The sequence below is a fragment of the Shewanella sp. KJ2020 genome, assembly GCF_024197625.1.
Lineage (GTDB): Bacteria > Pseudomonadota > Gammaproteobacteria > Enterobacterales > Shewanellaceae > Shewanella.
Map to the genome: position 1 here is coordinate 89,470 of NZ_JAKUKD010000027.1, position 13,276 is coordinate 102,745.

Genomic DNA, 13,276 nt, shown 5'->3' on the forward strand with positions numbered 1-13,276 from the left:
CTGAGTTATCTGATGCGGCATTCGTTGCAGAGTAAGACGCTAGCAAGCTAGAGTTTAGCTTGCCTGAGTGTTATTGGGGTTTTCGGCTTTATTATTCACATTTTGGTGTGTTTGGAGTAAAGCATGAATTTGTTGATCTTTTTCAGCCCACACTTGGTTTAACCAGCGTTGGAATTCGACGCGGTACTCAGAATCAGAGAAATAACGTGTCGCATCCACCTGAGGCACTGGCAGGGCGTTAATTCGCACAATAATCTTGCTGACCTTGCCATTCATCACCCCAAATAGAATATCCTCAGGTGCATCTGGATAAACAATTGTCATGTCTAGTAGATTAGTAAATTGCTCACCCATGGCCGACAGGGTAAAGGCAATGCCACCGGCCTTGGGGCGTAATAAATATTGGTAGGGCGAATCCTGACGCTGGCGCTTATCCTCGGTAAAACGGCTGCCCTCAACATAGTTGATAATTGAGGTAGGCATATTCTTAAATTTTTCACAGGCACGGCGAGTCGTGGCTAAGTCCTTCCCCCTCAGCTTAGGATTCTTTTTGAGTTTTGCTGGGCTGGTTCTGTCCATAAAGGGCATATCCAGCGCCCAGCAGCCTAAGCCCATAATAGGAACATAGATGAGTTCTTTTTTAAGGAAGAACTTCAGCATAGGAATGTGGTTACGTAACACATACGTTTGCGCGGCGATATCGAATCCACTGAGGTGGTTGCTGATCAGCAAATACCAGCTATTTTTGTCAAGTCCATCAAGCCCTTGAACATCCCATTCGATTTTAGCAATCAAATACAAAATGCCACCGTTACAACAGGCCCAAGCCCACATAAAACGGTTCATTAGTGCGGTGATCGCATTACGGGCCCCTTGCACTGGCATCAGTATTTTCACTAATCCGCCGAGGCAAACCAGCGAACCCCAAAGGGCGGTATTAATGATCAGCAAGCTTAAACTCAGGATAAACAGCACAGGACCGGGAAGAAAATTCAACATATTGGCGTCACCCTTATTCTTTATGCACTTGGTCAGCGAGTTGGCTTATCACTTGATCCTTAGTGAGCCAGAGCTGATTTAACTGTTCTTGAAAGCCAATTTTGAAATCACGGTCATTTATATAATCACCGCGCATGGCGGGATCGATATCGGATATTTTTATGTGTACTTTAACGCTGGGCAGCTTACCTGTCAGGTAGTCCCAATAGCTGGGAACCTGATCGGGGTAGTAGATAGCCACATCCACTAATTTATGGATTTGATCTCCCATGGCCGATAGCGCGAAGGCCATGCCGCCCGCTTTGGGTTTTAACAAGTGTTGGAACTGAGAGTTTTGCTTCTTATGCTTGGCTTTGCTGAAGCGTGTGCCTTCAACAAAATTCATTACACTCACGGGCTTAGCTTTAAATTTAGCGCAAGCTTTACGTGTAATTTCAATATCTTTGCCCCTTAACTTGGGGTTTTTCTTAAGCTGCGCTGTGCTATAACGGCGCATAAAAGGGAAGTCCAGCGCCCACCAAGCGAGTCCGAGCACGGGTACAAAAATCAGTTCCTGTTTTAGGAAGAATTTGAGGAAGGGGATCTTGTGGTTAAATATGCGCTGCAGGATCAAAATATCCACCCAAGATTGGTGGTTAGCGATTACCATGTACCACTCTTTGGTTGAAAATTGGGTATCGCCCGTTAGCTCGATTTTTACCGGATGCAGCAAACGCTCAATGACACCATTAACACTAATCCAGGCACTGGCGCAAAAATCGAGCACATAGCTGGTGGCCGTTCTTAGTGGGGCAAAGGGGATAAGTTTGATCACACTGCCCAAGATAATGGGGATCGCCCAAAATATCGTATTAACGACATAGCCTAAGAAGGCTATACAGCCTTTGATCTGTGAAAACAGCGTCACTATTTAGCGCCCCCTGACAAAAATTGGAGGCCTATGTTACTCGGTGTCGGCCTTTGGCTCAATCATCGGTCAGCTGGTCGGTGCATTTGTTAACATTTTTTGTCTCAATATTGCTGGGATAATCGCGCTAACAGCCTATCCATGGCGCGGTAACCTAAGGCTTGAGCTAAGTGACGTCTTTCGGTATTAGGTGCTTGCTCGAGGTCGGCAATAGTGCGGGCAACCCTTTGGATACGATGAAAACTGCGCACTGAGAGCCCAAGTTTAACTACGCTTTGTTCTAGAAAAATCAGATCGGCCTCGCTTAGGCCACTGAACAGTTTTAGCTGTTTCCCCGTAAGTTCGCTATTGAGTACCCCAGCCCTTGCGAGCTGAATATCCCGAGCCTGCTTAACGCGTTTGGCGACCTCTTGGCTGGTTTCGCTCGGCGCCGTGGCTTGGGTGAGTGTGCCAGCGGGCAGTTTTGGCACTTCAATGGTAAGGTCGAATCTATCTAAAAAGGGGCCGGACAATCTTGCAAGGTAGCGCTGCACTTGATCTGGGGTGGCGCGGTTATGGGAATCTATATCGCCGCTGGGGCTAGGGTTCATCGCTGCGATTAATTGGAAGCGGCTTAAAAAGGTGAGTTTAGCGGCAGCGCGGGAAATCACCACTTCGCCCGTCTCCATAGGCTCACGTAGACAGTCGAGCAGTTTCAGGAAAAAAAGTTTCTATAACCACATCATCTAAAAATAATACGCCGCGATGGGCGAGGGATATTTCCCCTGGCTTAGGTATGCTGCCACCGCCAACAAGGGAGATGGATGAACTTGTGTGGTGAGGTGCCCTAAAGGGGCGTTTTAAAAAATGTTGCGGCTTGATATCGAGTCCGGCAACTGAGTGAATGGCGGCCACTTCTAAGGCTTCTTCATAACTTAAGGCGGGGAGTAATGCCATCATGCGGCTCGCCAGCATGGTTTTCCCGGTTCCCGGTGGGCCTAACATCAGCAAGTTATGGTTGCCTGCGGCGGCAATCTCCAGTGCTTGCTTTGCCTGATATTGGCCTATCACATCACTTAGGCAATGCTCTGACTCTGGTGCGGCTTCGCTCACCCATTCAAGGTGATTATCGAGTTCTGGTAGTGGTGCTTGGCCGAGCAAAAAGGCTGCAAGGCTCTGTAAATGCGAGCCAAAAAATACTCTGTGATAGCCGACTAACTCGGCATCGTGACGATTTTCTAACGGTAAAATCAAAGTGTTGTTTTGTCGCTTGGCCGCAATAATCGCGGGCAGCAAGCCTTGGCAGTACCGAATGTGCCCTGATAGGGCTAGCTCACCTACAAACTCGGTATTTTTGAGGCTGTTAGTGGGTATTTGCTCCGAGGCTGCAAGTATTCCTATGGCAATGGGTAAGTCGTAACGGCCCCCTTGTTTAGGCAAGTCGGCTGGTGCGAGGTTAACGGTTATTCTGCGCATCGGGAATTCAAATCCCGCATTGATCAGTGCGCTGCGGACTCGCTCGCGCGCTTCTTTGACTGAAGCTTCGGGTAATCCCACTAGGTTAAATGCGGGTAGGCCATTGCTGAGGTGCACTTCAACCGTGACTTCGGGGGCTTCGACCCCGCAACTGGCTCGGGTATTGACGCAGGCAATCGCCATAAACAAATCCTTTTGTAGAGATATAGCGCAGAATTTGAGTGTAGCAGCAATTGGGGCGATGACTTTGCAATCAGTACGTTATTCTTGCTTCAGCAATAGGTCATCCGTGTTTACCTTAGCGCTGGCAAGCATAATTACTTTTAGGGCTGATTTTTATGTAAGTTTTTTGCCGCATACATACGCTTATCGGCCAGTTCCAGTAGTTGGTCGGGTTCCATACCATCCTGCGGCAATACAACGGCGCCAATACTGACTTGTAACTGGTAGTTGCGGCCTTCAAATGTTAAAGGTGGCGCCATGGCTGCTTCGATACGCAGGAGCGCCGCTGTGACTGCCTCTGGATTTTCTAGCGGCGTTAGAATGACCCCAAATTCATCCCCGCCTAGTCGGGCCACGAGATCTGTGTCGCGGGTTGTCTGTTGCAGGCGCTTGGCAAACTCTAACAACACGGCATCTCCGGCGCGGTGACCATGCGTATCATTGATCTGCTTCAGCCCGTCCATATCCATCATCAACAGGCCTGTGGGGAGTTGTTCGCGCTTCGCCCGGGCGATCGCATTGTGCAGCCTATCCATAAATAATGCCCGGTTGGCAAGGCCCGTCATGCTGTCGTGGGTGGCTTTGAAAAATAAATTATCACTATCGTATTTGACCGAAAAGTACATGGCGGCAGCCACGACTTCCGATAGCATATTCAGCAGTGTGATATCGGGTTGTTGAAACTTACCGACATGCCGCGATACGGCTTTAAGCACACCAACTGTGGCACCTTGGTATGTTAGGGGCATGACCAGCATAGAGCGTAAACCGACTTTATTGCAGGCGGCGAGATCGACTCGGGTGTCAGTTGCCGCATCGATGCAGGCGAGTACTTCTCCTGTTTTAATGCACAATCCAGATAAACTGGCGTCAACCTTTAGTCGTAGGCCAAGCTGAGGTGCGGCTATGCCCGAAGCTGCCCGGTACACCATGTCGCCCTCTTCGGCTAACTCAATTGCGGCGCCATCGGCATCGATCAAAGGCAGTGTTTGCTCCACGACATATTGCATTACCCCGCCTAAATCGAGCCCTAGCTTGGCTATTTCAGTTTGAATATTAATTACTTGTAGCAGTTGCTCGCGTGATGGCATGCTTTAATTCCGAATAATTGATTTTTGTCGCTTAATAGAAAAAGCAGATAGAAATTTCCATTGTCACGCTGAAGTGTAGTACGTAAGTTGCAGTGGTTGGTAATCTCTGTTGCACTGGATTATATGCTGGGCACATTATTGCTGCGCTTCTTTCTTATCGCAACATTTAGTCATTCAGTATGTTTTCGCGGTAGCCAATTTCAATTTTCCATCCATTGGATAGTGCCATCGGGTACTGAGGTGGTCCGAAGGTTTAGCCCTTCTGCCGTTCTTCACCTCAGTGGAATTAATTAAGGGACAACAGCAGCTGATCATATTGACCATTCTGTTTCATCCGCTGCAAAACCTGGTCAAACTGAGGTATCAGCTGGGCATGTTTATTGTGGAGTATGTGGTAGACATTAAAAGTGGCAATCGATAAGCGTTCGACGCCGACACTGTAAACCGGAGAGTTTGGAAACGCCGTGCCCATGAGCGCAATATCTATGCGTTGCCGCTCCAGCATTTGTGCTAATTGCTCGTGTGTGGTCACGGCAATTGTGTTGTTTGGGGCACTTTTCACAAAGTCTGCGGCGACACTCATGCCGATCACATAGCCGATGCGATATTGCTGCAGATCATCCGGGTTGCTTAGCTGGATATCGGCATCTTTGCGGACCATAGCCACGAGTCGTACCGTGAGTAAGGGCTCCTGGGAATAGGTCAAATTAGGGTAGTTGACGGCAATATCTGGGATCCGCCCGACTTCAGCATCGTAGTTACCCTGATCGACGAGTTGCATCGCCCGAGCCGAGGGAAGGGTTTCAAATGTAACCTGAAATCCCAGTTGGGCATAGATGGCCTGCAGTAACGGGAAAAAACGTTCATCTCCCTCTTGCCCGGCAATCTGTAACTTCCCATCGGCGAAAACAGACAAGGCTGTGATAGTTAACAATATTCCACTTATTTTTTGCAGTAATGACAAGTTAACCCTGTGCCGCATAATCCCTCGCTTAGCCAAACTTTCACGCTTTGCTGAGCATAATACTAGTTCGTAATCTAGAGCTGCGTGGGCCAATTTCTGCCAGGGTGGCTTGCTTGATGGTTTGGTCTAATTGCTTGAGTTCTGCGAGGGCGCGGCATACAAACCTCCTTGTTCAATGCTTAACCAAAGTACAGTCGGAGGTTAACTGAAGCACCATTAAGGATGGATGTCTCAGTTTTCCTTCCATGATTAAGGTTGGGTGTGTCTTCGTTTTCCCCTGTTTTTCCAAGTGGCCGGATTGCTGATGGAGGATCAAATCGGCCAGTAAGGTATTCGACGGTGGCAAATTGTTGATAGAAATGATAAAAAGCAGGCATTGGAGCAGTGAGGTAGATATGGATATATTGTTAGCAGAGAATTCCCCCATTCGTCGGCAGTTGCTAGAGCAAAAGCTGGCGCAGTTTAAAGACCCAAACCTTGCCCACACACTATCGGCGTTTATTCGCAGTAGTGTCGATCTCTATCCCTGTGCAATTGAAGACTATACCCAGTTAGGTAATAGCCGGTTGGGTGGTTTACCTGATTTGCCCGTGGGAATGGCTTATCCTGTCACTCTGGTCGGACGGGAGGATATGCTTGATGGCTATGTTGAGAGCTTTGGCCATACCCGCGAGTTTATTAATGAGCATTGGCGTGAGGACTGGCAGGACGATTGGGAGAGAGATGAGGCGCATCTTTGGGACTGGGACGAGGCAGCGCAAGCCTTCCGTGTGCCCATGCAATTTATCGCACAGCTCAACTGTAGCGACCTGAAGGCGTTACAATCCTACTTGCCCCGAGAGGGGCGATTGTTGTTCTTTTTGGAGCGCTGGCGATTCTCGGAAATGCTTCGCGGCCATGTTTATTATGTCGCTGAAGATCAGCAACTGAACTCTGGGAAAGCGATTGCCGAACTTAAGTTCGACGATGCTGTATGTGCAAACTATGAGTATGAGGCGGCTTATCAACTTCAGGGGATTGCCAGCATTAAGATGATAGCCCCTGACATGATTAATAGTGACAACCCGCATTTAGTAAGGTTAGCCAAGGCACGTTTACAAGCGCTACCTGAACCGCAACAAGCTATGGTGTTGGAGGCCATAGAGGTTGTGGATGATGAATTAGCTCCAGAGTGGCAAGATCAGCTCAAGGGCTATGAGCTGATACAATTGAATGAGCACGGGTTAATCCCCGGTCAGATTCTCACTCAATCGCAATGGGCTAATACCGAGTGGCAGTCATCCAACTTTCGGGCATTGCTCGTCCCCGAGCAGCAGCTGCCGTATTACGATGGTATCGCCAGCATTAATGGCCATGGAGATAGTCGCTATAAAGCCCCCGAGCTCCATGCTGCGGCTGAATTAGGCGGCAATGCCGAAGATTATCTGGTGCTGTTCAAAGTCGTCTATAGTGAGCACTCGATGCAGTTGAATTTTATTATCCACCAAGCGGATTTAGCGCTAGGCAAATTCGATCGCATTTACTGCATATATGATTATTAGTTTATTGAAAGGTTGGCTATAGCCAACCTTTCTGTCTGGCGATACGCGCCGCATCGATGCGGTTGCTGGCATTGAGTTTGGCTATGGCTTCCGATAGATAATTGCGCACTGTACCTTCGGCAATAAACAGGGTTTCGGCAATCTCTGCGGTGGATTTGCCTTCGCTGGCAAGGCGTAGGGCGCGGCGCTCTTTATCGTTGAGGGGATCGATATCGCCTATGGCCATCATGGCAAGCTCAGGATCGATCACCCGTTTACCCGCAATCACTTGCTGAATCGCATTGACTAAGGTTTCCGAGGGCGCATCCTTTAGCAGAAAGCCACCGACGCCTGCTTCAATGGCGCGTTTGATATAACCTGCACGGCCAAAGGTAGTGATCACTACCACTTTAGTGTGGCTTTGTTGGTCTTTAAGCCAAGCGGCGAGTTCTAGGCCAGTGCGTCCCGGCATTTCTATATCCGTGAGTAAGAGATCAAAGCTCTGCTGTTTGAGTAAGTTGAGGGCCTCATCGCCGTCACTGGCTTGGGTGATAGTAAAGCCACCCGCTAGGGTTAATAGGGCTGCGAGCGCGCCACGTACCATGGCTTGGTCTTCAGCCAGTAAAATCTTCATTAAGTTGCTTCTCCCTGCAGAGGTAAACTGACGCTAAAGGCGTATCCTTGGTCGAGATTGTAGTTCAAGCGGCCGCCTAGGCTGTCTAAGCGTTCGCGGATCCCTGTGAGTCCATTGCCTTCGACCAAGGGTTTAGTCGCCGCATTGTCTTTGACCTCAACCAGTAACTGATCGGCTTGTTTATCAAAGGCAATATAACATTCACTGGCACCGCTATGGCGGAGAATATTATTCACCAGCTCGGTGAGGATCAAGCCCAGTTGGCTCTCCATTCTGGTGGGCAGTTTAGGGATCTCACCATGGAGTTCGACACATAATCCTTTATCCCTTAAGGATTTACAAAGCTGTGTGACGCAACTCTCTAACCCTTTGTGCTTGTAGTCTGAGACTGTATGACGAATTTGACTCAGGCTTTCCCTTGCGATTTGCCCGAGCTCAATAAGTTGAGTCGAGGCGAGTTCATATTCTTGTTTTGCGATGAGTTTTTCGGCTAGCTCGGCCTTAAGGGCAATGGAGGATAAGCTGTGACCCATAATATCGTGTAGATCCCGCGCGATACGCTCCCGTTCGAGCATTGTGGCTAAGGTACTAATTTCTTGGGAACTTTGTTGAGCCTTTAACTTATGTTGATAGCGCTTGCGTTCGGCCAGCCCCAACATACCGACACCGAGCACCAGTGCTGAGCCGTAGAGTGGGAAATAGAAATTTCCAAAGTGACACACCTCATTTAAGCCAAATAACAAACCCACTAGGCCGAGCAGGAAGAATATGCTGGATTTGAGTGGGTAAAAGAAACCGATAAAAAAGCCCGCAAAGGTGAACAGTGAGATAGAGCCAGGGTTGATGGGGGTGATGGCGGCTCCGATGAGCACCATCACCAGAATGGGTTTATAGGCGCTGCGATAGTTGCATTTATAGGCCCAAAAGTAGCTGGCGATAAAGGGAATAAGCACAACTAAGCTTAAGGCAATTTTCCATAAAGGATAGGGGCTTAGAAATAAAGGGATAAGATAAAATACTAAATTTATCAGATAGATCCACGCGAGTTTTCGCTCAATCTGAAGGGGTGTGCTCGTCATAGCGCCTCTGTGAAGCTGTACTGGTTGTTGGATTATCTGCTTCGATTTATTTCGCCTAGGGATTGGCGCCGTGTTCAGCGCCTAGATCCCCGTTTGCTAATATGGCTATTTTGCACTTAATTGCTGATTTTGTTGAAGCAAAAACTTAGCCCAACCGTAATCCGCTTGCACTTTTAGTGCCTGTTGCCAATCTTCAATCGCGCCTTGATTATCGCCAAGCTCCTGTTTCGCGAGTCCTCGCCAAGTATAGGCTTCGGCCTCACCCCAGCAGATGTTATCGCAGGGGGCGGTGAATCTTTCTATTGCTGTGCTAGCCAAGGTCTTCGCATTTTGCATGCTGCCGCCAAAAAGGGCGGGAGTGTTATAGGCGGCAATGGCTTTGACGAGGGCGACTCTTGGATTTTGTGGCTCTAGCTGTTCTGCACTAGCAATGGCCTTGGCGGATTTAAAACCTAACACAGCGCCTTTAGTGGTGTCTAAGGCGATTTGCATTCCATAGACGGAGGATAAAAGCGCTAGGGATTCGGCATTCCCTTGGCTGTCCTGTAATGTTTCCAGTGTGGCTTGGGCCGCCGTCAGTGCACTGCCAGCAAGGGACTTTTGCCCCATCACATTGGCACTGATGGCGAGGCGATAGTTGGCATAGGCTTGATCATAGTCTTGGGTGCTGGCACTCAATTGCTGCAATTTAGCGATATTCATCGAATTGGCAGCGGCATCAATGTGGGTGATATTGGCATTAGATACCGCGGCCAGTGCGGGCGCCGCGATTAAAGTCAGACTAGAGATGAGGAGTAATGCTTTCATGGTATTTCCTTATTGAGTCAGTTTCCCATTGCTTGGGTACGGACTCATTATCAGCAATGCCATAGGTGAAATGCAGGCACAAAGGTCATCAATTAGGCATGACAAATGTCATCGGTTGAATGGATCCTAAGGCCAGATAGCAAAACACCGGAATGGCTCCGGTGTCTTGTGTATTAGCCCTGATCTTTATCCCAAAGCTTGTGTGCTCGCTTGGCTAACTAAGTAACTGGTATAGCCTATATAGCTGAACAACAATACCGCGCCTCTGCGACGGCCGATCTTATAACCAGACCAAGCGAAGGGTAAAACCACTATGGCCAGTGCAAGCATAACGATAAAATCTAGGGGTTGAAAACCGAGTGCTGACACAGGATGCACTATCGCAGTCACGCCCAGAATACCTAATATATTGAACACATTGGAACCAACAATATTACCGATGGCAATATCGCTCTGGCCTTTAAAGGCTGCAATCACTGAGGTGACTAATTCCGGCATACTCGTGCCAATCGCAACAATGGTTAGGCCGATAATCACTTCGCTCACACCGAAGACTTTTGCTAAATCGACGGCACCATCCACAAATAGAATCCCACCACCGACAAGCATGCCAATACCGACCGCGATGAAGAGCATAGAGAGTAAGGGGTTCTTTGGGCCTTCCTCGATAACTTCGCCATCGGCATCCGTAGTATTTTTGGAACTGATATAGCTAAACACTAAATAACCCACCATTAGCGATAACAGCACAGCGCCATCGATTAGGCTGAGTTCGCCATCGAGTAATAAGCCCCAGAACAGCATAGAGGCCAAGATCATCAAGGGAATATCACGTTTTACCATTTGAGACTGCACTTCGATGGGACGAATAAGTGCGGTAATCGCTAGGATTAAACCTATGTTGACTATGTTTGAACCAATCACGTTGCCTAGGGCGATGCCACTGTTGCCAGCTAGGGCGGATTTGACACTGACCGCCAATTCGGGGGCGCTAGTACCAAAGGCCACAATGGTTAAGCCGATAACGAGTGGAGTGATACCTAGGCGAAGTGCGATAGAGCTCGCGCCGCGAACCAATGCTTCTGCGCCTAAGGTTAAAATGATAAAACCGCCAATAATTGAAAGTGCAATTAGCATTTTTGGACTCTGTTAAACCTTGATTAAGTGAATAGGGATCGGGATGGACTATCCTAACCGACAGTTGCACATAATACGTGTTTTTGTCACAGTTTGACAGAATATGTCACAAAAAAGCACGCCATTGAGCGTGCTGTTTTTTAATCTATTATGACACTCACTATCCTACTGTTTTAGATGAATTATTTATTCTTTATTTCATCTTCCCAACAGACTTGGGCACCACGAATACCATCAACGCGCTCACTAAAAGCCTTTTCAAGCACATGGCGTTTGATTTTTAAGGTGGGAGTCAGCACGTCATTTTCAATCGTCCAAGGATCGCTAACCACGACTATGGCATCCACATGTTCGTGGGATTCTAAGTGTGGATTGACGCTATCTAATGTCGCCTTTAGCGAGGCGCGCACTTCTTCGCGGGCCTGTAGACTCGCCCCTTCGGATAACTGCACTAAAGCAACTGGATGGGGCAGGCCAGAACCTATCACACAAATCAATTCCACATGGGGGTCCTGCGCTAATTTACGCTCGATAGGTACGGGGGCGACATATTTACCCTTAGCCGTTTTGAAGTTGTCCTTCACTCGGCCGGTAATAGTCACGCAACCATCGGCATCGATAGCACACAAATCGCCAGTGTGGAAAAAACCATCGGCATCGAATGCCGCCGCCGTGGCTTCGGGTTGCAGATAATAGGCCGTCATCAAGCCTGGGCTCTTAATCAATAGCTCGCCATCCTCACCTTGGCGGATATAGCAGTCCAGAACAGGCTTACCCACAGTGCCAATTTTACGGACATCGAAGGGGTAGTTGATGATGGAATAAGCGCAGTTTTCCGTCATGCCCCAGGCTTCACAAATATCCAGCCCAATGCTGTGATACCAGTGGATTAAAGAGGGCGGGATCGGCGCCGAGCCAGAGCCTAGTAAACGGCAATGATTGAGTCCTAATCCTTTGTGGATTTTGTATTTAACTAGGCTGCTTATGAGTGGGATCTTCAGCAATAAATTGAGCTTACTGACGCCGATTTTATCGATAATGTTCTTCTGGAATAGGCTCCATAAACGTGGCACCGAGAAAAAGACCGTTGGCTTAGCCCGCTGCACATCTAGGACGAAGGAGTCTAGATTCTCGACAAAGGCGACAGTGCTGCCCGAATAAAAAGAGGAGCCTTCAATCGCGACCCGTTCGGTGATGTGGGCTAAGGGCAAATAGGAAAGCAGGCGGTCGTCGCCATCGGTACGCAGATCCCGTACTACTGCCTGGCAGGTCCAACCATAGCTGGTGAAGGTTTGGATTGCACCTTTAGGTTGGCCCGTAGAACCCGAGGTATAGATAAGTGTCATCACTTGATCCGCCGTAGGCAACGGCGCCTCAATCAAGGGATTACCCATATTCAGCAGTTGTTCCCATTGATATTGGGCTGGCATAGTGTCGTAGGGCATGGCAAGGCGCAGCAACTCGCCGCCAACGCCCGCTTCTTGATCGGCCCAATGGTCGAGTTTACCAAGGAAAATCGCTTTAGCGCCGCTGTGTTGCAGCACATAGCGAATCGTATCTGGGTTGGCCGTTGGATAAATGGGCACGCTAATATAGCCGCCGTGCATCAGGGCAAGATCCGTGATAAACCACTCGGCACAGTTTTTAGAGAGCACGGCAATTTTATCACCAGGTTCTAGGCCTAAGTGGCGTAGGGCTCCGGCGAGTTGTTGGACTTTTTCTTGTACTTCACCCCAAGTGAAATCGAGGTATTGGCCCTTGATAGGTTGGCGTAAATAAATCTGATCCCCACGCGTCTTAGCCCAGTGCGCCAGCATTTCAATTGGCGTCTTAATCGCTGTATCCATTGGCAATTCCTTGTTCTTTATTGTTATTTTAACCCCATGACTCTAGGTTCTCAGTATGGCGAGTTTTGTGGGGTCACGCAAATAGTTTGCGAGCTTGTAAAATCCTGAGTGGGAATACGCAGACTATAAGCTGAGTATGAAAATAAGATGAAGAGAAAGGCAAGGGGAAGAATGTGGCGTAATAAAAAAGGCGCCTAAGCGCCTCTGATATCGGGTGAAGCTTACAGCTCCATCACGCCGTCCATTTCAACCTGTGAATCCTTCGGCAATTGCTTCACGCCGATAGCGGCGCGGGCAGGATAGGGCTGGCTGAAGTAACGGCTCATGATTTCATTCACTTTAGCGAAGTGGCTTAAATCGGTGAGGAAGATATTGAGCTTAACGATATCGTTGATCGAACCACCGGCAGCGGTGCAAACGGCAGTTAAGTTTTCAAATACTTGTACAACCTGCGCCTCAAAATCATCGCTCACAATTTGCATTGTGCTTGGCACCAGCGGAATTTGGCCAGATAAATACACTGTATTGCCTACTTTAACGGCCTGTGAATAGGTGCCGATGGCCGCAGGGGCATTGTCGGTCGCTATGATGATTTTTTCTGCCATGACGCTCTC

The 13,276-nt window shown here is 48.6% G+C and carries 11 protein-coding genes and 1 pseudogene; 1 reads left to right on the forward strand and 11 read right to left on the reverse strand.

Features of this window, described 5'->3' with window-relative positions; genetic code table 11:
* Positions 1–54: 54 nt before the first annotated feature.
* The 5 genes and pseudogenes from MJO46_RS14510 to MJO46_RS14530 all read right to left on the reverse strand — a co-directional run bounded on the left by MJO46_RS14510 (position 55) and on the right by MJO46_RS14530 (position 5,608).
* Positions 55–999, reverse strand: coding sequence for an acyltransferase (locus MJO46_RS14510; protein ID WP_253989916.1), 945 nt, complete (start codon positions 997–999; stop codon positions 55–57).
* A gap of 13 nt (positions 1,000–1,012) precedes the next feature.
* Complete coding sequence (locus tag MJO46_RS14515) at positions 1,013–1,909, reverse strand: acyltransferase (RefSeq protein WP_253989941.1); 897 nt, start codon at positions 1,907–1,909, stop codon at positions 1,013–1,015.
* Positions 1,910–2,010: 101 nt separating this feature from the next.
* Positions 2,011–3,544, reverse strand: a pseudogene (locus MJO46_RS14520) (YifB family Mg chelatase-like AAA ATPase).
* Positions 3,545–3,684: 140 nt separating this feature from the next.
* Positions 3,685–4,674, reverse strand: a complete 990-nt coding sequence (locus MJO46_RS14525) for a diguanylate cyclase (protein ID WP_253989917.1) — start codon at positions 4,672–4,674, stop codon at positions 3,685–3,687.
* Between the two features lie 286 nt (positions 4,675–4,960).
* Positions 4,961–5,608: an ABC transporter substrate-binding protein gene (locus MJO46_RS14530; protein ID WP_253989918.1), complete on the reverse strand. Its 648-nt coding sequence runs from the start codon at positions 5,606–5,608 to the stop codon at positions 4,961–4,963.
* A 425-nt stretch (positions 5,609–6,033) separates the two neighbouring features.
* Here MJO46_RS14530 and MJO46_RS14535 point away from each other — a divergent pair, with 425 nt between their 5' ends.
* Positions 6,034–7,179, forward strand: coding sequence for a DUF1963 domain-containing protein (locus MJO46_RS14535; protein ID WP_253989919.1), 1,146 nt, complete (start codon positions 6,034–6,036; stop codon positions 7,177–7,179).
* A 16-nt stretch (positions 7,180–7,195) separates the two neighbouring features.
* On the opposite strand, the gene MJO46_RS14540 is transcribed toward MJO46_RS14535, so the two are convergent.
* The 6 genes from MJO46_RS14540 to MJO46_RS14565 form a co-directional block, all read right to left on the reverse strand.
* The gene (locus MJO46_RS14540) at positions 7,196–7,792 is read right to left on the reverse strand and encodes a DNA-binding response regulator (RefSeq protein ID WP_253989920.1); all 597 of its coding nucleotides are present in this window, start codon (positions 7,790–7,792) and stop codon (positions 7,196–7,198) included.
* On the reverse strand, positions 7,792–8,871 hold the full coding sequence (locus MJO46_RS14545) for a sensor histidine kinase (RefSeq protein WP_253989921.1): 1,080 nt from the start codon (positions 8,869–8,871) through the stop codon (positions 7,792–7,794). Before MJO46_RS14545 ends, MJO46_RS14540 begins: the two co-directional genes overlap by 1 nt.
* Before the next feature lie 105 nt (positions 8,872–8,976).
* Positions 8,977–9,678: a hypothetical protein gene (locus tag MJO46_RS14550; protein WP_253989922.1), complete on the reverse strand. Its 702-nt coding sequence runs from the start codon at positions 9,676–9,678 to the stop codon at positions 8,977–8,979.
* A gap of 186 nt (positions 9,679–9,864) precedes the next feature.
* Positions 9,865–10,815: a calcium/sodium antiporter gene (locus MJO46_RS14555; RefSeq protein WP_253989923.1), complete on the reverse strand. Its 951-nt coding sequence runs from the start codon at positions 10,813–10,815 to the stop codon at positions 9,865–9,867.
* 182 nt (positions 10,816–10,997) lie between these two features.
* Positions 10,998–12,662 carry an AMP-binding protein gene (locus MJO46_RS14560; protein WP_253989924.1) on the reverse strand — a complete coding sequence of 555 codons (1,665 nt, stop codon included), beginning with the start codon at positions 12,660–12,662 and terminating at the stop codon, positions 10,998–11,000.
* 221 nt (positions 12,663–12,883) lie between these two features.
* Positions 12,884–13,267 (reverse strand): RidA family protein, encoded by a 384-nt coding sequence (locus tag MJO46_RS14565; RefSeq protein WP_253989925.1) that lies wholly within the window; start codon positions 13,265–13,267, stop codon positions 12,884–12,886.
* Between the last annotated feature and the right edge of the window lie 9 nt (positions 13,268–13,276).

Coding starts and splice junctions, on each gene's coding strand:
- MJO46_RS14510 (WP_253989916.1), bottom strand. CDS start 999: ATGTTGAATTTTCTTCCCGGTCCTGTGCTGTTTATCCTGAGTTTAAGC.
- MJO46_RS14525 (WP_253989917.1), bottom strand. CDS start 4,674: ATGCCATCACGCGAGCAACTGCTACAAGTAATTAATATTCAAACTGAA.
- MJO46_RS14535 (WP_253989919.1), top strand. CDS start 6,034: ATGGATATATTGTTAGCAGAGAATTCCCCCATTCGTCGGCAGTTGCTA.
- MJO46_RS14540 (WP_253989920.1), bottom strand. CDS start 7,792: ATGAAGATTTTACTGGCTGAAGACCAAGCCATGGTACGTGGCGCGCTC.
- MJO46_RS14545 (WP_253989921.1), bottom strand. CDS start 8,871: ATGACGAGCACACCCCTTCAGATTGAGCGAAAACTCGCGTGGATCTAT.
- MJO46_RS14550 (WP_253989922.1), bottom strand. CDS start 9,678: ATGAAAGCATTACTCCTCATCTCTAGTCTGACTTTAATCGCGGCGCCC.
- MJO46_RS14555 (WP_253989923.1), bottom strand. CDS start 10,815: ATGCTAATTGCACTTTCAATTATTGGCGGTTTTATCATTTTAACCTTA.
- MJO46_RS14560 (WP_253989924.1), bottom strand. CDS start 12,662: ATGGATACAGCGATTAAGACGCCAATTGAAATGCTGGCGCACTGGGCT.
- MJO46_RS14565 (WP_253989925.1), bottom strand. CDS start 13,267: ATGGCAGAAAAAATCATCATAGCGACCGACAATGCCCCTGCGGCCATC.